Below are 19726 nucleotides of genomic sequence, written 5' to 3'. Positions count from 1 at the left end.
ATGTTCAACAAGAATAAAAAACCGTTTTCGCTGCGTGCCCGCTTCCTGATGGCGACCGCCGGGGTGATCCTGGCGCTGTCGCTCTCTTACGGTTTGGTGGCGGTCGTCGGCTATATCGTCAGCTTCGACAAAACCGCCTTCCGTCTGCTGCGCGGCGAGAGCAACCTGTTCTTCAGCCTGGCGCAGTGGAAAGACAACAAGCTCACCATCGCCATTCCCCCCGATCTCGATCTCAACTTCCCGACGCTGGTATTTATCTACGACGATAAAGGCAACCTGCTGTGGAGCCAGCGCAAGGTGCCGGAGCTCGAGAAGCTGATCAACAAGGAATGGCTGGAGGAGTCCGGCTTCTACGAAATCGACACCGACACCCGCGTCAGTAGCGAAGTGCTGGGGGACAACCCCAAAGCGCAGGATCAGCTGAAGAATTACGACGATACCGATCAGAACGCGCTGACCCACTCGGTGGCGGTCAACACCTATGCCGCCACGCCTCGCCTGCCGGCGCTGACCATCGTGGTGGTCGACAGCATTCCGCAGGAGCTGCAGCGCTCCGACGTGGTGTGGGAGTGGTTCAGCTACGTGCTGTTGGCCAACCTGCTGCTGGTGGTGCCGCTGCTGTGGCTGGCGGCCTACTGGAGCCTGCGGCCGATCAAGGCGCTGGTCAATCAGGTGGGCGAGCTGGAGAACGGCGAGCGCGATCAGCTCGACGAAAACCCACCCAGCGAGCTGCGCGGGCTGGTGCGCAATCTGAACATTCTGGTGCGCAACGAGCGCCAGCGCTACACCAAATATCGCACCACCCTGTCGGATCTGACCCACAGCCTGAAAACGCCGCTGGCGGTGCTGCAAAGCACCCTGCGCTCGCTGCGCAGCGGCAAGCAAACCACCATCGAAGAAGCCGAGCCGATCATGCTGGATCAGATCGGGCGCATCTCGCAGCAGATCGGTTACTACCTGCACCGGGCCAGCATCAACTCCGGCCAGACGGTGTTGACGCGCGAGATCCACTCGGTGCCGGCGCTGCTCGACAGCCTGGTGGTGGCGCTGAACAAGGTTTACCAGCGCAAAGGGGTGGTGATCACGCTGGACATCTCGCCGGAAGTGACCTTTATGGGCGAGAAGAACGACTTTATGGAAGTGATGGGCAACGTGTTGGAAAACGCCTGCAAATACTGCCTCGAGTTCGTGGAAATCACCTCGCTGCACTCCGAGAAAAACCTCACCATCGTTATCGACGACGACGGCCCGGGCATCCCGGAAAGCAAGCGCCAGCTGATTTTCCAGCGCGGCCAGCGGGTGGATACCCTGCGCCCCGGCCAGGGCCTTGGCCTGTCGGTGGCGGCGGAGATCATCGAGCAATACGACGGCGAAATCGTCATCAGCGACAGCCCGCTCGGCGGCGCGCGCATGCAGGTCACCTTCGCCCGCCAGCACGACACCCACCACAACGAGTAAATTATGCCGCTGCGGCCCCGATCCACGGGGCCAAACTTCCGTTATAATCGCACTCAGGCTCACTCCCCTATCCTGGAATAGAACATGGATTATCAATTAGATCTGGACTGGAACGATTTTTTGCAACGTTATTGGCAAAAGCGTCCGGTGATTCTGAAGCGCGGCTTCAAAAACTTTATCGATCCGATCTCCCCGGATGAGCTGGCCGGGCTGGCGATGGAAAACGAAGTGGACAGCCGCCTGGTCAGCCACCAGGACGGCCGTTGGCAGGTTGCGCACGGCCCCTTCGAGAGCTTCGACCACCTGAGCGAAAACAACTGGTCGCTGCTGGTGCAGGCGGTGGACCACTGGCATGAGCCTTCCGCCGCGCTGATGCGCCCGTTCCGCCAACTGCCGGACTGGCGGATGGATGACCTGATGATCTCCTTCTCGGTGCCGGGCGGCGGCGTCGGCCCGCACCTCGATCAGTACGACGTGTTCATCATTCAGGGCACCGGCCGCCGCCGCTGGCGCGTCGGGGAAAAAACGCCGCTGAAACAGCACTGCCCGCACCCGGATCTGCTGCAGGTCGAACCGTTCGACGCCATCATCGACGAAGAGATGGAGCCGGGCGACATTCTCTATATTCCGCCGGGCTTCCCGCATGAAGGCTACGCGCTGGAAAACGCGCTCAACTACTCGGTGGGCTTCCGCGCGCCGAACGGCCGTGAGCTGGTGAGCGGCTTCGCCGATTACGTGCTGGCGCGCGAACTCGGCAGCAAACGCTACGGCGATCCGGACGTTAAACTGCGCGAACACCCGGCGGAGATCCTGCCGCAGGAAGTGGACGCCTTACGGCAGATGATGCTGGATCTGGTGCAACAGCCGGAACACTTCCAGCACTGGTTCGGCGAGTTTATCTCCCAGTCGCGCCACGAGCTGGATCTGGCGCCGCCGGAGCCGCCGTATCAGGCCGGGGAAATCTACGAACTGCTGCAACAGGGTGAAGCGCTGCAGCGCCTGGGCGGGTTGCGCGTGCTGCGCGTCGGCGATCGCTGCTTCGTCAACGGCGAGCTGATCGACACCGACCAGCTGCAGGCCGCAGACGCCCTGTGCCAGCACTTCAGCGTCGATGCCACTTTGCTCGGCGACGCGGTGGACGATCCGTCGTTCCTGGCGCTGCTGACCGCGCTGGTCAACAGCGGCTATTGGTACTTTAACGACTGATTACGAGTACGCGAACAAGCCACCCTATCGGGTGGCTTTTTTTATGCTTGCCGCGCCTGCGCGCGAAAACCGGCCAGCGCTTCATTCGCCATGCCCGCCTGCTCCGCCGCCGCGCAAATCTGCCGCCAGGTATTGGCGTCTATCGGTATGCCCTGCTCCAGCCGCGCCGCGCGGTTGGCCTCTTCCCATTCTCCCGGCACCGCGATCGGCTGTTCGCCGCTCGGCGGCGACGCCTTCACCCAGCCGATGAACGCTTCGGCCTCGGCCTGCATTTGCGGGGCGTCGAAGGCCTGAGGATCGAGGATCAGGGTCGTCATGCAGTTGAAGATGGCGTCGCTGTCGGCTTTCAGCGTGGCGTCGTGGGTGGTGCGGCCGCCGGAGAGCGCGCCGCCGAGGATCTCGCACATCGCCGCCAGCGCATAGCCTTTGTGCAAACCGAACGGCAACAATGACCCGAACGGCGCTTCATGCATCACCTTCGGTTCGGTGGTGGGTTGCCCGTGTTCGTCGATCAGATAGCCCGCCGCCACCGACAAGCCTTTGTTATAGGCCACCCGAGTCTTGCCGAAGGCGATGCCGCTGGTGGCGAAATCCAACAGCAGCGGCGTGCGGCCCGGCCGCGGGAAAATGGCGCAGAACGGATTGGTGCCGAAGCGGCGATCGCTGCCGCCGAACGGCGCCACCATCGGATCGCCCACCACGTTGACGAAGTGAATCGAGATAAAACCGGCGCGGGCGCACTGCTCCGCCCAATGGCCGATGCGGCCGATATGGTGCGCGTTGTGCAGCGCCAGCGCCGCCAGGCCCAGCTTGCCGGCGCGTTCAATGCCCAGCGCCATCGCTTCGCTGGCCACCACCTGGCCGAAGCCGCGCGCGCCGTCGAGCGTCAGCACCGCGCCGGCGTCGCGCACCACCTCGGCATGCTGATTGAGCTGCAATTGCCCCTGCGCCAACGACGCCATGTAGCTGGGGATCATGCCGACGCCGTGCGAGTCGTGCCCGGCCAGATTGGCCTGCACCAGATGCTCGGCCACCAGCTCGGCTTCACGCGCCGTGCTGCCGGCCTGGCGCCAAATCGCCTGAACGAACTGCGCCAAATGCGGGCTGGCGATGCGATATTCGGTGCTCATCATGCGGTCCTTATGCGTGGGGAATAGGCTTCAACACTATGAGCAACGCCTTGTTGCGGCAAGCGATTATGATAATCGCAAGCGTCCCGTTTTAACTATGGTATCCGCACGTTAGCCCAGGCGACGAAAAGAGCGGGCGCCGCTACTTTAGCCACCCGGCACAAGGCTCAGGTTATGGCGCCCCCACCAGCCAAAAAAGAAAACCCCCAACAAAATTTCGTTTGCTGGGGGTTAAAGATGCACTAATCAGACCATAACTATGGCTATTCGATACCGTATTTTTTCTCGGTTACAAATTTCGGCTCTTTCCAATTGGGGCCTTTTTTAACAAGCATTTTGTCACCCCATTCAATAACGCCATTCTGACGTAACTGTTCGAACACCCGTCTGAATTCACCATTCCCAATTACTGTAAAATTATGGCGACTAAAGAATCGATCCATTTGGGGATAACCAAACCCATCCTCATTTCTCACCAAAAAGGCAATGACGTCAGAAATTTTTTCTTCTTTTGCCAAGCGTTCTAAATCAATCATTTTAGCATCCTCAACTCTTGTTGTTCAGCAGCGTCTAAAGCCTCCTGCGTATAGAGCAAAGCCTCGCTGTTGCCTAATTGATAATCTTCCAACGTCGCAGTATGCGTATTATTCCACACTTCCCCTTGATTATCTGGCACCGATCCATCTCTAATACCCAAATTGCGATAACGCTCCAATTCCCTGATCTCATGTGTATAAAATCGCCTGTCAGTATCGGTGGGAGGCAGTTCTCCCTTCAAGATTTTTTCCAGGCGGCCGATCATCACTTTGTTAGCGTCTGACTCTGTAAAACGCCCAGTATGCAGCTTCACCTTATCCACGCCGGCACGGTCGATGCTGGCCCCTTTCCAATCCAGATTCTGGATGGGGCCCCCAGCTTTATTGGTGTTGTATTCACGACCGCTGTATTTGCCCCTGGCGTTGGTTTCACCATAGGGCTTGTTCACCATCACATAGATGGCCTCTACACCAAACTCCGTCGCATCCGGCTGCCACAGGATAAAGTCTTGCAGATCCTGCACCACATCCGCCGGGAAGGTGGTGACCACGATACTGTCCGCCAGCCTGATGCTGGACCTTGCTGGGCAACCGAGCAACCGGCATTAAATTAGCTCTTCACCTCCTTATCACCGTGAAAAAAAGAAAATGCCCAATAGACTCTCGTCTATTGGGCGTAAGGGTCACTTTTGTTAACTATTCTGTCACTATGTAGGCGGTTCTTTCTACCGTCCCTAATACTCAGATAAGTTCAAATCTACGAGAGCACCCATTCTAATAATGTGTTCAGATAAAATTGAATTTTTCCAGTGCCGTTATAACTGCGGCACGCAATCCGGCATCATCAAGTTCATAATCAGCACGTTCTGAATCAGGATTGTAAACTTCAGCTATCATAAATAGCTCTTCCCCACAATTCATAACGTCTCTATCCTGATCCTTAACTCCATAGAGCATACGTCTTTCTACACATATTTTTTCGGAGAACTCCAATGCCCCGACCTCTTTACTTAGAAAACTCTTAGCCAGATCAATAATTGCCATCCGATTCATAAATCCCCCGTATCTAAATATATCCTACCGTTATCTGCGTCTGGATTTATCTTCCACCCTGATAAGAAATCGCCGTTTTCTTTTAAAACAACAACGTTCATTGTGTTAGGATTGAAAAACACCTTAGATCCTTTTTCTCGTCTATAAGTCCCTTTCTCTACCGTATCCTTATCCTTCAAATGGGCCTCGAGCGCATCGCGATATTGAGTCAGAGTCTCTCTGTTCTTTCTGGTGTCCGCAACACCAAAATCACTCGCGTGCTTGTACTTTTTATCCAGTTGCTGACGCGTAAAACGCCCCGAGTCCAGCGGATCACTGACCATCACATAGACAGCTTCAACCCCGGTTTCCAGCGCATCCGGCTGCCACAGGATAAAGTCTTGCAGATCCTGCACCACATCCGCCGGGAAGGTGGTGACCACGATGCTGTCCGCCTGCCTGATGCCGGACCTTGCTGGGCAACCGAGCAACCGGCATTAAATTAGCTCTTCACTTCCTTATCACCGTGAAAAAAAGAAAATGCCCAATAGACTCTCATCTATTGAGCATATACTTTGTTTTCACTAAAAAATTCTGATAGCTCTTTTTACTACTCGTTAAATCCATGTTCAGATAAAATTAAATTTCTTAAGAACAGTAATTACTTCTTTCTTCAATTCAACTTCGTCCAGTTCAGATTCCGCTCGATCAGACGCAGGATTATAGCAGTCAGCAAGAATGAAAAGCTCTCCACTGCATTTATCAACCTGCTTATCTATTTCTTCATAACCATATAATTTGCGTCATTCTTTCACAATGCTATCAGAAAAACCCTCCGCGCTTATTTTATTCTCTACGAATTCTTTTCCAAGCTCAACAAGTCTCATTCCACTCATAACCCCCCCGTATCCAAATATATCTTTCCATTTTCTTCTGTTGGATCCATCTTCCATTCGGAGATTAAAACACCATCGATAAAAAACTGCTTAGCGTATATCGCTAATCTTAGAATTAAAAATCAAAGAAGGTGGAAACGCTCCAAAGTATCCTTCACTTCCTTTTTTAATCCATCAGCGTCTAGCTCACTTTCTCTACGATTCGGCTGAGATGTATAACAGTCAGCAAGAATAAAAAGCTCTGACGCGCATTCGCCAACACGCTGGCTATCCTTCGCTAGCTGTCCTGAGTTGCTTTCCTCTTTCCATATTGTGAAGAATTGCGACTCAAAATCATCGGCAGTTAACTTTGAGCTTACAAGCTCCCTTGCTATTTCTATTAATTTCATACTCATCATAAGACTCCTGTATTTATATAGCCATTATACTGTGGGGTTCCTGGCGTTAAATGCCATCCTGATATAAACACCCCATTTTTATCAAGCACAACGACATTATTTGTTCTTGAGTTGAAAAACACCTTAGCCCCTTTCTCTCTTCTATAAGTCCCTTTCTCTACCGTATCCTTATCCTTCAAATGGGCCTCGAGCGCATCGCGATATTGAGTCAGAGTCTCTCTGTTTTTTCTGGTGTCCGCAACACCAAAGTCACTCGCGTGCTTGTACTTTTTATCCAGTTGCTGACGCGTAAAACGCCCCGAGTCCAGCGGATCACTGACCATCACATAAACAGCTTCAACCCCGGTTTCCAGCGCATCCGGCTGCCACAGGATAAAGTCTTGCAGATCCTGCACCACATCCGCCGGGAAGGTGGTGACCACGATGCTGTCCGCCTGCCTGATGCTGGTACCGGTATGCACTGGCGATTTGGCTAGGAGCCAGCCAGGTTTATTCAACCAGCCGTCCCCACTTGTTGTCATGGAGTTTAACTCGAGTTTCGTAACACCTTCTGATAGCTAGGTTAGTTGATTGAAATACCAAAAAAAAAGCCCAACAAACGCTAGTTTGCTGGGCGCTTCTGAAGTGCTCATTACCGTTTGATCATCATAAGACGATTAGACACGGTTACCCTTGTTTGAAGCCTGGTTTCCCGCTCTTGAAACGCCACTCTTTGACTTCTTTTACGACACCTTCAGGGCTATCCTCCCTGTTTTCATCTGGGTAATAGATAAGATCGGATCCTGAAGGATGCTCACACAGCCGTTTAAACTCGAGAATATTCCTTATATCCTCCTCTTCCGTCGTATTTTGCACATCAAAAATTTTTTTCACGAAGTTTAAAAACTCCGCGTCCGTATAATCAGATATTGTTTTCTTTTCCATCTCATTGACTCCCTCTATGAATTTCAATGTGGCGCTTTGGAGTAGTTATGCTGATATTATCAACATCATAAGCCTCACCGTTATCTTTGATCGGTTTTACGTGGTGCAATTCATATTTAACACGTCCCCCACCTGCTCCGTTTCTCTAGGCGCAGGTGCTTTACCTGTTTGGATATCGCCGAAGTTCCCCGACTTGAATTGTTTGCTCAGCTCAGGATCTTTCCCCACCTCAGTCCAAAACGCCTTACGAAACGCGTCAAAGCTCGCAAACTCTCGCCCATGCAGTTTATCCGCAATCTGGCTGGGAACTGCCCCGCTGTATTCAACCAGCCGTCTCCCACTTGCTGTCCTTTGCCGCTCACTTTACCCGGAGTATATCTCGGACTGCGCACCATCACATAGGTGGCCTCTACACCAATCTCCGTCGCATCCGGCTGCCACAGGATAAAATCTTGCAGATCCTGCACCACATCCGCCGGGAAGGTGGTGACCACGATGCTGTCCGGCTGCCTAATACCGGTGCCGACCCGATCGGTACTAGGTTTATTAGTTTCGTTCTGCCCGGTACATCACCAAAAGAAAACCCCCAACAAAATTTCGTTTGCTGGGGGTTAAAAATGCACTAATCAGAGCATAACTATAGCTATTCGATACCGTATTTTTTCTCGGTTACAAATTTCGGCTCTTTCCAATTGGGGCCTTTCACTACTTTTCCATTTTGATCTTGAAGCACCCCTTTTTGGAATAATGCATCGTAAGTAGAAGAGAGCTCCCCGCTGGAAATTGCATCAAAGCGATTATAGGTATATAGCCGATCCAATTTACGGTAATCAGAGGTCGGCCCCAAAAAAGTTAGCACATCTTCTACACTTTCATTTTTAACGATATCTTTTAAAGGCATTATTTCTTCCCTCCCATAGCATCTTTCAGTTCCTGTTCATATGCGGCTTGTAGGGCCCCATCTGTATAAAGCGCCTGTTCCTTTTCATTTATTCTATAGTCTTCAAGCGTAGCAGTATGAGTATTATTCCATACGGCCTTCTGTTCTTGAACACTGTGCGGAACCTCACCATCTTTTATACCAAGATTCCTGTACCTTTCCAACTCTCTGATTTCATGAGTATAAAATCGCCTATCAGTGTCAGTAGGTTGTAGATCCCCCTTCAAAATTTTATCCAAACGGTCAATCATCACTTGGTTTTCCGGGGTCTGTTCAAAACGCCCAGTATGCAGCTTCACCTTATCCACGCCGGCACGGTCGATGCTGGCCCCTTTCCAATCCAGATTCTGAATGGGGCCTCCAGCTTTATTGGTGTTGTATTCACGACCGCTGTATTTGCCCCTGGCATTGGTTTCACCATAGGGCTTGCTCACCATCACATAGATGGCCTCTACACCAAACTCCGTCGCATCCGGCTGCCACAGGATAAAGTCTTGCAGATCCTGCACCACATCCGCCGGGAAGGTGGTGACCACGATGCTGTCCGCCTGCCTGATGCCGGTGCCGGTATGCACTGGCGATTTAGGCCCCGGTGAGCCGTTGCCGGTATGCGCCGGCGCGGCCGGCCCAGTCGGCACCGGGTTGATCAGTATCGTTCTGGCCGGTGCGCCCACCACCGCTGGCAGCGTGATTTTGTCCAGCCCTGTCAGCTCATCGCGAACGGGTCTGAATACCGGCACACTCGGCGATACGCCGCCGACGCCTGTCCTGACGAAATTGACGCTCTGTCTCCCGTCGTCGTCGGTGGTGATAAACCCGCGCACCGGCAAATCGACCGAGGTCATGCCGGGCTGGATGGTCGCCCGGCCCGCTGCCGCCAGGCTCGCCTGGAGGGCAAACAGATTGACATCCCGCCCGGGTACCCGGTCGCTCCCTGCACCGACCTCCGTCGGGTAGAAACCAAGGGCAAAAGCCCCCAGCACCGATCCGGCAGCGACCACAGTGCCGGCGCGTATACTGCCAATTTCGTAGGCTGCCCGCCACGACGCGCTCGCTGCCCAGCCGGCCAGTTCGCTCGTGGTCGTCATCACGCCTTGCCCGATTACCGACGTCTGCAGCATCGCGGGCGCACGGTTGAGCACCATGGCACCTGCTGCCGCCAACGCCGCATTGGCCGCTTTTAGCTTTTCCGGCGTATACGCCGGAGCGTCCATAATACCCGCTTTGGCGAACAACGCTTTTCTGGCTGCTTCTACCTTGCGTGCATCTTCCGCCTTTCGGGCTTCCTCGGCTTTGCGAGCCTCTTCGGCCTTACGAGCTTCTTCGGCTCTGCGAGCCTCTTCCGCCTTTCGGGCCTCTTCGGCCACTTCTCGTTCTACCTGCTTAAATTGTTGATAGGCCGATGTCAAAGAAGGCACTTCGACATTACGTTGCCGGTAACCTGTGCGATCGCTCCCTTTGCCGCCGCCGCTGATCTCATACTGCTCCGTAATTTCTGTCATCACCCTATTATTATCAAGCCAGAAACCCGGTGGGATTGTTCCATTAAGCACCTCGGAATAGGTGGCTAATGACGCCTTATCCTCTGCGGCAGAATTACTGCCATTATGGTTTCCATTAGGAACACCTTGATAATTTCCGATTCCATGTCCGGTATCTATATTCCCTGAGAACCCGACTCCACCTTGATTAGGGAACCCCATGCCTAGTACGTTTTTAACCTGTGAAACGGATGCGATAGCGTTGCTAACGGCAGCTTCCTCCGAGCTTCTAATTCCATCAACACTCACTTGTACTCTGCCGGTATAATCAACACCACTAAGGTAAACCTTTGCGTACGGCGCCACCGCACGCACTTTTTTTTGTAACTCTTTCAGCACATTATTAAAGTTGACGTCACTTAAAATGGCGTTCATCTGTCGCTGCATGGCTGCCGCCTGGGTGTTCCCACTGCTGCTACTGTCTCTGCCGCCATTACCGTTCGAGCCGCCTGGCGTCGAACCATCAGGTCGAGCATTGAGATTATCGCCGCTGCCGCCCATATAATCTCCAGCGGTAGGACCATGGCCATTCAGTTCCTGTGGCATATTATTTTCTCCTGGATATTACTATTCCATCAGATGCACTGAAGGCGATTTATTCCCTTTCGGAAAAGCATCAACACACAGAAATATTTCTGCGTCGCTGGACTCTCAATTTTATTTCCGGCTCACAGAGATTGAATAAATCGCCGTTTCATTATTGTTATTGGTCGAGAATTTTGCCTTCCAACGCTGCCAACCGCGATTCCAGCGTTTCTCGGGCCGCTCGCTCTTCCTTAAGCGCTTCAACCAGCAACGCCACCACGCCGTTGATATTGATGCCCCGCGCATCTTTCAGCACGCTGCCGTCATTAAGTTTCAATTCGGTTTGGGTCACCGACTGCGGCAATACGCTCTCCACTTCCTGAGCGATCACCCCGGCCTCCGGCACGCCCTGTTTGAGGTAGGTGTAGCCGCCAATATTGGCCAGCTTGTCCAATGCACCGGCAATTTGGGTGATGTCCGTTTGCATGCGGGCATCGGAGCTGCTGTGCCAGGCGCCGTTGGTGTAGGCGTTACCATCATTACGGAATTCGTACCAGCCTTGCCCACCACCGTTGGCGACATTCAGCACCAGCGAATGGTGAGAGCCGACAAATTCATGATGATAAAGGTTGGCATACAGGTCGTATCGCCCCTGCAAATGCAATCCATTGGTAATACGTCCCTTATCATTGTCAACACTACGGTTCCCAGCAGCCCAAATCCATCCATCGGGGTTGCGTTTAGTCAATTGCCCTACAGAAAGCTCGGCGTTGGGCCTTACCTGCAGTTCGTTCCAGTTACCCTGCCAGTCTCGATAAGAGAGCAATCCATAATTTTCTTTACCAGCGACAATCCGCGAGCCCATTAACATCACCGTAGTGACGTTGCCGCTGGTAAAATTAGTATGCATGGCAGCCGCATCATAAACCTGACCATTGATAAGCGGAGTCGGGCCGGTGGTCGAGGTGGAGATACCCGCGTTGTGCGACACCACCGCACCGCCGGAAATATCCACTCCATTGCGCATCGCAACCCGGCCAGACGCCAAATTGAATGAGAACGGGCGCAAGGTGTTCCACTGCCCGTTAAGCGCTTGGCCGCCCGGCGTCGCCAGCGCGTAAAAATCGCGGCCATCATTACGCAGCATCACGCCGGTATTGCCATTTGCCAGCCGAAAACCATTGGCCGATTTGGAGACGATTTCACCGTCGCTGACCACGCGCTGGCGCAGCGTAGACAGCGATTTCAGTTCGGTAATATCGTCGTTAACGCCGTTAATCACCTGAGCATTTTTCTTTTCTTCTGCCATGATTGTTACCCTCTTACGTCCTGTTTGATGGCGGTTAACAGCGCTCATTCCCCCAGCATCCCCTGGCGACTGGGCTCACCGCACCGAAGCTGTAAAACCGGTTAAGCACACAGCAATACTGTATGCATAAACAGCACTTTATCTCGAAGGATAATGGGATTCCCTCACCGCGGGTTGTGTAGTGAACGAAACAACCATGAGACTGGGAACCATAAAGAGAACAGAAGAAGAAGATAACGGCGGGCGCGCTGGGCCCCGCCGGGCGGATCAGAAAAGCATAGTCGGGCCGGCACTAGCCGGCCGGGGAACGAAGGTGTTTACCGCGCCCGCTCGGCGGCCAGCGCCGCGATGCGCATGATCACCGCCACCGCTTGCTCCATGCCTTCCAGCGTCACGAACTCGTGCTTGCCGTGGTAGTTGTAGCCGCCGGTGAACAGGTTCGGGCACGGCAGGCCGCGGAACGACAGCTGCGCGCCGTCGGTGCCGCCGCGGATCGGCTTCATCACCGGTTCGATGTCGCAATCGCGCATCGCCTGCTGCGCCAGCGCGATCACGTGCGGGTGCTCCGCCACCTGTTCGCGCATGTTGTAATAGCTGTCTTCGATGCTGACTTCGATATAGCAATCGCGCGGCAGGCCTTTGCCGATCTCGCGAGCGATGTCCACCATCTTACGCTTGCGCGCCTCGAACCCTTCGCGCTCGAAGTCGCGCAGAATGTAGTGCATTTCGGCGCGCTCCACGCTGCCCTTGATGCTGCTGAGATGATAAAAGCCCTGGTAGCCTTCGGTGGTCTCCGGCGCTTCGTCCGCCGGCAGCGCCAGATGAATGCGGGTCGCCAGCGACAGCGCGTTGACCATCACCCCCTTGGCGCTGCCGGGGTGTACGCTGTTGCCGAGGATTTTGATCGTCACCGAGGCGGCGTTGAAGTTTTCGCACTCCAGCTCCCCGACGCCGCCGCCGTCCACCGTGTAGGCCCATTCCGCATTGAAGGCCGCCACGTCGAACAGCTGCGCCCCCTTGCCCACCTCCTCGTCCGGAGTGAAGGCCACGCGGATGTCGCCGTGCGGGATCTTGCGCGCGCGCAGGCGCACCATGGCGGTGAGGATCTCGGCGATGCCCGCCTTGTCGTCGGCGCCCAGCAGCGTTTTGCCGTCGGTGGTGATCAGCGTCTGCCCCAGCATCTGGTGCAGGATCGGGAACATCACCGGCGACAGCACTTCATCACCGATGCCGAGCGCAATGTCGCCGCCGCGATAGTTCTCGACGATCTGCGGATTGACGTGTTTACCGCTGAAATCCGGCGAAGTATCCAGATGGGCGATGAAACCGACCGCCGGCACCGGCCAGGCGACGTTACCCGGCCAGGTGCCCATCACGCAGCCGTGTTCGCTGAGCGACACCCGCTCGAAGCCGAGCGCGATCATTTCCTGCTGCAATGCACGCGCCAGCTTCAACTGCCCGTCGGTGCTCGGCACATGCTTTACGTTCGCTTTGGACTGGGTGTCGAAAGAGACGTAGTTGAAAAAGCGGTCAAGTAATTTGTCCATGGTAGCGGCCCCTCAGAATATCGCGTTTCATTATGCGGAACCGATCAGGATCAAATATTGCGTCAGGTCATTTTTAACCAGAATTCGCCAATATCATTAATCTTTGTGATGATTTCTGAGGGGAATAATGCTGTCATCACAGGGTCATTTGTCGCTATCATGATGAAAAACGCGGCATCTGGGCCGGATCGGCTTTCAATTCCGGCATTCAGCGTCTATCATGCGCGCTCGAAAAATTTCCATTGGCGTAACTGGTTTGAGCTTCATTTGATCAGCGGGCATTCCCGCAAGCTCCGGCAGTCTTTTCCAGTTACGGTTCTATCTGCATTAGCCCACGGGATAGAGTAATACGATAAATGACTGAGACATCCTCTCCGACTCCCCTTGTTGAACTGCATGCCCTGAGCAAAGCGTTCGATGGCAAAACCATCATTGCCGATCTGGATCTGACGATTAACCACGGCGAATTCCTCACCATTCTCGGCCCCTCCGGCTGTGGCAAAACCACGGTGCTGCGCCTGATCGCCGGTCTGGAAGACGCCGATGTGGGCCGCATCGTGCTCGACGGCCAGGACATCACCGCCATTCCGGCCGAACATCGCCACGTCAACACCGTGTTTCAAAGCTACGCTCTGTTTCCGCACATGTCGGTGTTCGACAACGTCGCCTTCGGCCTGCGCATGCAAAAGGTGCCGGCGGCGGAACTGACGCCGCGCGTCGAAGAGGCGCTGCGCATGGTGCAGCTGGACGACTTTGCCAAGCGGCGGCCGGGCCAGCTCTCCGGCGGCCAACAGCAGCGCGTGGCCATCGCCCGCGCGGTGGTCAACAAGCCGAAGGTGCTGCTGCTGGACGAATCGCTGTCGGCGCTGGACTACAAGCTGCGCAAGCAGATGCAGAACGAACTGAAAGCGCTGCAGCGCAAACTGGGCATCACCTTCGTGTTCGTCACCCACGATCAGGAAGAAGCGCTCACCATGTCGGATCGCATCGTGGTGATGCGCGAAGGCCGCATTGAGCAGGACGGCACGCCGCGTGAGATCTACGAAGAGCCGAAGAACCTGTTCGTCGCCAGCTTCATCGGCGAGATCAACATCTTCGACGCGGTGGTCCTGCAACGCCTCGATCCGCAGCGGGTGCGCGCCAACGTGGAAGGCCGCGAGTGCGACATCTACGCCGATCTACCGGTAGAGCCGGGCCAAAAGCTGAAGGTGCTGCTGCGTCCGGAGGATCTGCGGGTGGAAGAAGTGAACGACAGCGCGCAGCACGACGGGCTGATCGGCTACGTGCGCGAGCGCAACTACAAAGGCATGACGCTGGAATCGGTGGTCGAGCTGGAGAGCGGCAAAACGGTGATGGTCAGCGAGTTCTTCAACGAAGACGATCCGGACGTCGATCACTCGCTCAATCAGAAGATGGCGGTAACCTGGGTTGAAAGCTGGGAGGTGGTGCTGGCCGATGAAGAAATCGCGTAAAGTCTTCCAGAATGTGGTGATCGTCGGCGTCGTCGCCTGGCTGTTGCTGTTCGTGTTCATGCCGAACCTGATGATCATCGGCGCCAGCTTCCTGACCCGCGACGACGCCAACCTGGTGCAGATGGTGTTCACGCTGGACAACTACCGGCGCTTGTTCGATCCGTTGTACGCCCAAGTGCTGCTGCACTCGCTGAACATGGCGCTGATCGCCACCCTGTGCTGCCTGGCGATCGGCTATCCGTTCGCCTTTATCCTGGCGCGGTTGCCGCAGAAGGTGCGGCCGCTGCTGCTGTTTCTGCTGATCGTGCCCTTCTGGACCAACTCGCTGATCCGCATCTACGGCCTGAAGCTGTTTCTCAGCACCCGCGGCTATCTCAACGACGCGCTGCTGTGGATCGGCGTCATCGACAAGCCGCTGCGCATCATGTACACCTCGGAAGCGGTCGTCCTCGGCCTGGTGTATATCCTGTTGCCGTTTATGGTGATGCCGCTCTACTCCAGCATCGAAAAGCTCGATAAGTCCTGCCTGGAGGCGGCGCGCGACCTCGGCGCCAGCAAGCTGCAAACCTTTATCCGCATCATCGTGCCGCTGACCATGCCGGGCATTATCGCCGGCTGCCTGCTGGTGGTGCTGCCGGCGATGGGGCTGTTCTTCGTCGCCGATCTGATGGGCGGCGCCAAAAACCTGCTGATCGGCAACGTGATTAAAAGCCAGTTCCTCAATATCCGCGACTGGCCGTTCGGCGCGGCCACCAGCATCTGCCTGACGCTGGTGATGGGGCTGTTGCTGCTGGTTTATTACCGGGCCGCACGCCTGCTGAACAAGAAGGAGGATCTGGCATGATCGGACGTCTGCTGCGCGGCGGCTTTATGACGCTGGTATACGCCTATCTGTATATCCCGATCGTCATCCTGATCGTCAACTCCTTCAACGCCTCGCGCTTCGGCATCAATTGGCAAGGGTTTACCACCAAGTGGTACAGCACCCTGCTGAATAACGACAGCCTGCTGCAGGCCGCGGGCCACTCGCTGACCATGGCGGTGCTCTCCGCCACCTTCGCCACGCTGATCGGCTCGCTGACCGCGGTGGCGCTGTACCGCTACCGCTTCCGCGGCAAACCGTTTGTCGGCGGCATGCTGTTCGTGGTGATGATGTCGCCGGACATCGTGATGGCCATCTCGCTGCTGGTGCTGTTCATGCTGCTGGGCATTTCGCTCGGCTTCTGGTCGTTGCTGTTCTCGCACATCACCTTCTGCCTGCCGTTCGTGGTGGTGACCGTCTACGCGCGCCTGAAAGGCTTCGACGTGAAGATGCTGGAAGCCGCGCGCGATCTCGGCGCAAGCGAGTTCACCATTCTGCGCAAGATCATCCTGCCGTTGGCATTGCCGGCGGTAGCGGCCGGCTGGTTGCTGAGCTTCACCCTGTCGATGGACGACGTGGTGGTCTCCTCCTTCGTCACCGGGCCGAGCTACGAGATCTTGCCGCTGAAGATCTACTCGATGGTGAAAGTCGGCGTCTCACCGGAGGTCAACGCGCTGGCCACCATTTTGCTGCTGCTGTCGCTGGTGCTGGTGATCGCCAGCCAGTGGGTGATGCGCGATCGCTCGCCCAAGGCCGAGTAACCCATCCCGCCGGGCGCTGCGGCGCCCGGTTGTGATCCCCTTCACAACCGGCACCGGTTGTCACTCCCTGACCATCGGTGCCTATTTCCGCCCCGCCGATTGCAGCGGCGAAAACTTCCCCCTATAACTGAACTCAGGCAAGGTGCCTTATTTTTTTCTCGCTTCCAGGGAGTTTATTCAGCAACGTCGTCATCCATTAAAATATAAAAAGGAACTGCCATGAAAGGTATTATCGATAATATCTTAAGCAAGCTGCAGCTTTTCTCCAAAGCCATGATGGGGCCGATATTTTTCCTGCCGGTAATCGGTCTGATCCTGGCGCTCAGTTCTATTCTCACCAATGCCACATTAATCAATGAACATTCCGCCGTCTTCTCTATCGGTAAAATGATCGGCGATACCTTCTGGCCATTATTCGGCAACCTCGGGCTGATTTTCTGCATCGGCATTACCTACGGTCTGGCCAAAGACAAGAAAAGCGAAGCGGCGCTGGTCGCCGTGATGTGCTTTATCATGTTCCTCGGCGCCAACGCCTCTTATCTGCAATTCAGCGGCCATGTCGCGGCCAAGATCAACGGCGAATATTACGGCACCGGGCAGACGGAGTTGCTGGGTTTTACCGTGGTGGATATGGGCATTTTCCTCGGTCTTATCCTCGGCGTCACCATCGCCTGGGTGCATAACCGCCTGTGCAACGTCGAACTCAACGGCGTGTTCTCGGTCTACGGCGGCGCCAAGCTGGTGCTGATTGCCATGACGCCGATCATCATGCTGTACGCCGTCGCCTTCAGCTACCTGTGGCCGGCGATCTCACAGGGCCTGATCGCGCTGACCGGCTTTATGAAAAGCGCCGGCTCGCTCGGGGTATTCGTCTACGGCTTCTTTGAGAAATTCCTGATCCCCACCGGGCTGCACCACTTTATCTGGTCGCCGTTCCAGCTTACCAGCATCGGCGGTTCGATCGTGCAGGACGGCCAGACCGTCTCCGGCTCGCAGGCGATTTTCCTGGCCTATATGCGCGACCCGAGCATCTCGCCGCTGATGAACGAAGCGCTGCGCTTCTCGCAGCAAGGGATGGTGACCATCTTCGGCCTGTCGGGCGCGGCATTGGCTTTCTATCACACCGCCAAGCCGGAAAAGAAAATGCTGGCCAAGGCGATTCTAATCCCGGCCATCACCACCTCGATCCTGGTCGGCATCACCGAGCCGATAGAGTTCACCTTCCTGTTTATCTCTCCGCTGCTGTGGGTGATCCACGCCGTGTTGACCGCGCTGTCGCAGGTGGTCTGCAACCTGTTCCAGGTGCGCCCCTGGGGCGCCAGCGGGCTGGTCGAGTTCCTGGCCTATAACCTGCCGCTGCCGGTTTCCCTCACCCGCTGGCCGCTGTACGTGGTCATCGGCCTGGTGCAGTTTGCGGTGTATTACCTGGTGTTCAAAACGCTGGTGCTGAAGCTCAATCTGAAGACGCCGGGCCGTGAAGATGATCAGGACGTCAGACTCTATTCCAAACAGGATTACCGGAACCGCAAAAATACCCCGGACGAGCCGAGCGGCATCATTATTCGCGCGCTGGGCGGCAAGGAAAACATTATTTCCGTCGATAACTGTTTTACCCGACTGCGGGTGGAATTAAAGGATATGACACGGGTGGATGAAGCCGCGTTAAAAAGCACCGGCGCCAAAGGCGTAGTGAAGAATCGCCGTGAAGTGCAGGTAATTTACGGCGTCACGGTCGGCAAGGTCAAAAATCAGGTAGAAAAATATTTAGCGACACTCTAACGCTTTATTAATGGGAGATATCGAATGAAATTAACCGTTCTCGGCGGCGGCGGCGTGCGTTCCCCGTTCCTCGCCAAATCCATCGCCTATAACGCCCATCGCATCGGCATTACCGAAGTGGTGTTTATGGATACCGATGAGCGCCATCTGGCGATCTACGGCGCCCTCGCGCAGGGCGTATTCCAGCGCATTCGCGGCGACATTGCTTTCAGCCTCAGCAGCGATCCGCGCCAGGCGCTGCAAGGCGCCGACTACATCATCACCACCCTGCGCATCGGCGGCGAGGAAGGCCGCATCCATGACGAGCGCATCGCGCTCAATCATCAGTTGCTCGGGCAAGAAACCACCGGCGCCGGCGGCTTCGCCATGGCGATGCGTTCGATTCCGGCGATCCTCGACTATTGCCGCCTGATCGAACAGGTTTCCTCACCGGACGCGGTCCTGTTCAACTTCACCAATCCTTCCGGCATGGTGACCGAGGCGATCATCAAATCCGGCTTCCAGCGCCGGGTTTATGGCATCTGCGACGCCCCCAGCGAGTTTATCCGTGAACTGGCCGAGCTGCTGGACTGCCGCGAAGACCAACTGAGCGTCGACTGCTTCGGCCTCAACCATCTTTCCTGGTTCCGCAATGCGCGCGTCAACGGCGAACCGGTCACGGAACGGTTGCTGGCGGATCCGCGCCTGTATCGTGATACCTGCATGAAATACTTCTCGCCGGAGTTGGTGGCGCTGTCGGACAATTTGATGCTCAACGAGTATCTCTATTATTACTACTATCGTGAGCAGGCGATCGCCGCCATCGTCGCGGGCGGCGAGACCCGCGGCGAACAAATCGCGGCGATCAACCGCCAAATGCTGTCAGAGTTAGGCGAGCTGGACATCCCCCACCAGTTGGAACACGCCTTCTCTGTCTATTTCAGCCATTATCTGCAGCGCGAAAACTCCTACATGCAGCGCGAGTCCAACCAGGGCAAGGTGAAAACGCGCGAGATGCTGACGCTGCAACAGTTTATCGAGCAGCCGGACAGCGGCGGCTATGCCGGGGTGGCGATCGACATTCTGGAGGCGGTCAACAGCGGCCGGCAAAAACGCGTGGTGGTGTCGATGCAAAACCGCGACACGCTCGATTTTCTGCACCCGGAAGACGTGATCGAAATCAGCTGCGAATTGAGCAGCGCCGGCATTCAGCCGGTCAAAATGCGCGATATTCCCGACACCCAGAAAAACCTGATTTCGCAGGTGAAAGAGTACGAACGGCTGGCGGTGGCGGCGATCCTGACCGGCAACCGCCAACTGGCCATCAAGGCGCTGATGGTGCACCCGCTGGTCAACTCCTACTCGCTGGCGAAAACGCTGGTAGAGGAGTACCTGCAGGCCCACCGCGCGTATGCCGGGCACTGGCGCTAA

22 protein-coding genes and 1 pseudogene are annotated in these 19726 nt (G+C 55.7%); 8 read left to right on the top strand and 15 right to left on the bottom strand.

Going from position 1 to position 19726, the window contains the following annotated elements; all coding sequences use genetic code 11:
- On the top strand, positions 1-1458 hold the full coding sequence (gene phoQ / locus AC2CGI_RS10990) for a two-component system sensor histidine kinase PhoQ (protein WP_004941164.1): 1458 nt from the start codon (positions 1-3) through the stop codon (positions 1456-1458).
- 84 nt (positions 1459-1542) lie between these two features.
- Positions 1543-2664 (top strand): ribosomal protein uL16 3-hydroxylase, encoded by a 1122-nt coding sequence (locus AC2CGI_RS10985; protein ID WP_076740311.1) that lies wholly within the window; start codon positions 1543-1545, stop codon positions 2662-2664.
- Between the two features lie 41 nt (positions 2665-2705).
- On the opposite strand, the gene AC2CGI_RS10980 is transcribed toward AC2CGI_RS10985, so the two are convergent.
- The 15 genes and pseudogenes from AC2CGI_RS10980 to pepT all read right to left on the bottom strand — a co-directional run bounded on the left by AC2CGI_RS10980 (position 2706) and on the right by pepT (position 13442).
- Positions 2706-3794 carry a malate/lactate/ureidoglycolate dehydrogenase gene (locus tag AC2CGI_RS10980; protein ID WP_076740312.1) on the bottom strand — a complete coding sequence of 363 codons (1089 nt, stop codon included), beginning with the start codon at positions 3792-3794 and terminating at the stop codon, positions 2706-2708.
- Between the two features lie 263 nt (positions 3795-4057).
- Entirely contained in the window at positions 4058-4330 is a 273-nt protein-coding gene (locus tag AC2CGI_RS10975) for a hypothetical protein (protein ID WP_015377598.1), read from the bottom strand.
- Positions 4327-4881: an S-type pyocin domain-containing protein gene (locus tag AC2CGI_RS10970; RefSeq protein ID WP_015377597.1), complete on the bottom strand. Its 555-nt coding sequence runs from the start codon at positions 4879-4881 to the stop codon at positions 4327-4329. Before AC2CGI_RS10970 ends, AC2CGI_RS10975 begins: the two co-directional genes overlap by 4 nt.
- Positions 4882-5116: 235 nt before the next feature.
- Positions 5117-5374 carry a colicin immunity domain-containing protein gene (locus tag AC2CGI_RS10965; RefSeq protein ID WP_226882954.1) on the bottom strand — a complete coding sequence of 86 codons (258 nt, stop codon included), beginning with the start codon at positions 5372-5374 and terminating at the stop codon, positions 5117-5119.
- Positions 5375-5379: 5 nt separating this feature from the next.
- On the bottom strand, positions 5380-5853 hold the full coding sequence (locus AC2CGI_RS10960) for a colicin D domain-containing protein (RefSeq protein ID WP_076740313.1): 474 nt from the start codon (positions 5851-5853) through the stop codon (positions 5380-5382).
- Between the two features lie 138 nt (positions 5854-5991).
- A complete protein-coding gene (locus tag AC2CGI_RS10955) occupies positions 5992-6141 on the bottom strand; it encodes a colicin immunity domain-containing protein (RefSeq protein ID WP_080497822.1) in 150 nt (49 codons plus the stop codon).
- Between the two features lie 239 nt (positions 6142-6380).
- Entirely contained in the window at positions 6381-6656 is a 276-nt protein-coding gene (locus AC2CGI_RS10950; protein ID WP_230199829.1) for a colicin immunity domain-containing protein, read from the bottom strand.
- Positions 6653-7177, bottom strand: a complete 525-nt coding sequence (locus AC2CGI_RS10945; protein ID WP_021505413.1) for a colicin D domain-containing protein — start codon at positions 7175-7177, stop codon at positions 6653-6655. The genes AC2CGI_RS10950 and AC2CGI_RS10945 overlap by 4 nt, the downstream gene beginning before the upstream one ends.
- A 145-nt stretch (positions 7178-7322) precedes the next feature.
- Positions 7323-7580 carry a bacteriocin immunity protein gene (locus AC2CGI_RS10940; RefSeq protein ID WP_076740314.1) on the bottom strand — a complete coding sequence of 86 codons (258 nt, stop codon included), beginning with the start codon at positions 7578-7580 and terminating at the stop codon, positions 7323-7325.
- 1 nt (position 7581) lies between these two features.
- Positions 7582-7865, bottom strand: a pseudogene (locus AC2CGI_RS10935) (HNH endonuclease signature motif containing protein).
- A complete protein-coding gene (locus AC2CGI_RS10930; RefSeq protein ID WP_370456264.1) occupies positions 7787-8095 on the bottom strand; it encodes an S-type pyocin domain-containing protein in 309 nt (102 codons plus the stop codon). The pseudogene AC2CGI_RS10935 and the gene AC2CGI_RS10930 overlap by 79 nt, the downstream one beginning before the upstream one ends.
- A 128-nt stretch (positions 8096-8223) precedes the next feature.
- Complete coding sequence (locus AC2CGI_RS10925) at positions 8224-8481, bottom strand: hypothetical protein (protein ID WP_015377593.1); 258 nt, start codon at positions 8479-8481, stop codon at positions 8224-8226.
- Positions 8481-10607, bottom strand: coding sequence for an S-type pyocin domain-containing protein (locus AC2CGI_RS10920; protein WP_242517247.1), 2127 nt, complete (start codon positions 10605-10607; stop codon positions 8481-8483). Before AC2CGI_RS10920 ends, AC2CGI_RS10925 begins: the two co-directional genes overlap by 1 nt.
- Positions 10608-10764: 157 nt before the next feature.
- Positions 10765-11895, bottom strand: coding sequence for a tail fiber domain-containing protein (locus AC2CGI_RS10915; RefSeq protein ID WP_076740315.1), 1131 nt, complete (start codon positions 11893-11895; stop codon positions 10765-10767).
- Between the two features lie 317 nt (positions 11896-12212).
- Positions 12213-13442 (bottom strand): peptidase T, encoded by a 1230-nt coding sequence (gene pepT / locus AC2CGI_RS10910; RefSeq protein WP_015377590.1) that lies wholly within the window; start codon positions 13440-13442, stop codon positions 12213-12215.
- A gap of 57 nt (positions 13443-13499) precedes the next feature.
- Here pepT and AC2CGI_RS10905 point away from each other — a divergent pair, with 57 nt between their 5' ends.
- The 6 genes from AC2CGI_RS10905 (at position 13500) to AC2CGI_RS10880 (ending at position 19726) form a co-directional block, all read left to right on the top strand.
- A complete protein-coding gene (locus AC2CGI_RS10905; RefSeq protein ID WP_130054910.1) occupies positions 13500-13790 on the top strand; it encodes a hypothetical protein in 291 nt (96 codons plus the stop codon).
- Between the two features lie 8 nt (positions 13791-13798).
- The gene (gene potA, locus AC2CGI_RS10900; RefSeq protein WP_004941151.1) at positions 13799-14914 is read left to right on the top strand and encodes a spermidine/putrescine ABC transporter ATP-binding protein PotA; all 1116 of its coding nucleotides are present in this window, start codon (positions 13799-13801) and stop codon (positions 14912-14914) included.
- On the top strand, positions 14898-15758 hold the full coding sequence (potB, locus tag AC2CGI_RS10895) for a spermidine/putrescine ABC transporter permease PotB (protein WP_004941149.1): 861 nt from the start codon (positions 14898-14900) through the stop codon (positions 15756-15758). The genes potA and potB overlap by 17 nt, the downstream gene beginning before the upstream one ends.
- Positions 15755-16537 carry a spermidine/putrescine ABC transporter permease PotC gene (gene potC / locus AC2CGI_RS10890; RefSeq protein ID WP_021504822.1) on the top strand — a complete coding sequence of 261 codons (783 nt, stop codon included), beginning with the start codon at positions 15755-15757 and terminating at the stop codon, positions 16535-16537. The genes potB and potC overlap by 4 nt, the downstream gene beginning before the upstream one ends.
- A 219-nt stretch (positions 16538-16756) precedes the next feature.
- Complete coding sequence (locus tag AC2CGI_RS10885) at positions 16757-18316, top strand: PTS transporter subunit EIIC (RefSeq protein ID WP_015377586.1); 1560 nt, start codon at positions 16757-16759, stop codon at positions 18314-18316.
- A gap of 24 nt (positions 18317-18340) precedes the next feature.
- The gene (locus AC2CGI_RS10880) at positions 18341-19726 is read left to right on the top strand and encodes a family 4 glycosyl hydrolase (RefSeq protein WP_076740316.1); all 1386 of its coding nucleotides are present in this window, start codon (positions 18341-18343) and stop codon (positions 19724-19726) included.

This window comes from Serratia sp. LSHTC3, assembly GCF_057197125.1.
Note: the sequence above shows the minus strand (reverse complement) of the source record. Positions and strands in the feature narration are given on the sequence as shown.

What these genes read in the sequence shown, in the direction of transcription:
- phoQ (WP_004941164.1), top strand. Translation starts at nt 1, where the DNA reads ATGTTCAACAAGAATAAAAAACCGTTTTCGCTGCGTGCCCGCTTCCTG.
- AC2CGI_RS10985 (WP_076740311.1), top strand. Translation starts at nt 1,543, where the DNA reads ATGGATTATCAATTAGATCTGGACTGGAACGATTTTTTGCAACGTTAT.
- AC2CGI_RS10980 (WP_076740312.1), bottom strand. Translation starts at nt 3,794, where the DNA reads ATGAGCACCGAATATCGCATCGCCAGCCCGCATTTGGCGCAGTTCGTT.
- AC2CGI_RS10975 (WP_015377598.1), bottom strand. Translation starts at nt 4,330, where the DNA reads ATGATTGATTTAGAACGCTTGGCAAAAGAAGAAAAAATTTCTGACGTC.
- AC2CGI_RS10965 (WP_226882954.1), bottom strand. Translation starts at nt 5,374, where the DNA reads ATGGCAATTATTGATCTGGCTAAGAGTTTTCTAAGTAAAGAGGTCGGG.
- AC2CGI_RS10950 (WP_230199829.1), bottom strand. Translation starts at nt 6,656, where the DNA reads ATGATGAGTATGAAATTAATAGAAATAGCAAGGGAGCTTGTAAGCTCA.
- AC2CGI_RS10945 (WP_021505413.1), bottom strand. Translation starts at nt 7,177, where the DNA reads ATGACAACAAGTGGGGACGGCTGGTTGAATAAACCTGGCTGGCTCCTA.
- AC2CGI_RS10940 (WP_076740314.1), bottom strand. Translation starts at nt 7,580, where the DNA reads ATGGAAAAGAAAACAATATCTGATTATACGGACGCGGAGTTTTTAAAC.
- AC2CGI_RS10925 (WP_015377593.1), bottom strand. Translation starts at nt 8,481, where the DNA reads ATGCCTTTAAAAGATATCGTTAAAAATGAAAGTGTAGAAGATGTGCTA.
- AC2CGI_RS10920 (WP_242517247.1), bottom strand. Translation starts at nt 10,607, where the DNA reads ATGCCACAGGAACTGAATGGCCATGGTCCTACCGCTGGAGATTATATG.
- AC2CGI_RS10915 (WP_076740315.1), bottom strand. Translation starts at nt 11,895, where the DNA reads ATGGCAGAAGAAAAGAAAAATGCTCAGGTGATTAACGGCGTTAACGAC.
- pepT (WP_015377590.1), bottom strand. Translation starts at nt 13,442, where the DNA reads ATGGACAAATTACTTGACCGCTTTTTCAACTACGTCTCTTTCGACACC.
- potA (WP_004941151.1), top strand. Translation starts at nt 13,799, where the DNA reads ATGACTGAGACATCCTCTCCGACTCCCCTTGTTGAACTGCATGCCCTG.
- potB (WP_004941149.1), top strand. Translation starts at nt 14,898, where the DNA reads ATGAAGAAATCGCGTAAAGTCTTCCAGAATGTGGTGATCGTCGGCGTC.
- potC (WP_021504822.1), top strand. Translation starts at nt 15,755, where the DNA reads ATGATCGGACGTCTGCTGCGCGGCGGCTTTATGACGCTGGTATACGCC.
- AC2CGI_RS10885 (WP_015377586.1), top strand. Translation starts at nt 16,757, where the DNA reads ATGAAAGGTATTATCGATAATATCTTAAGCAAGCTGCAGCTTTTCTCC.
- AC2CGI_RS10880 (WP_076740316.1), top strand. Translation starts at nt 18,341, where the DNA reads ATGAAATTAACCGTTCTCGGCGGCGGCGGCGTGCGTTCCCCGTTCCTC.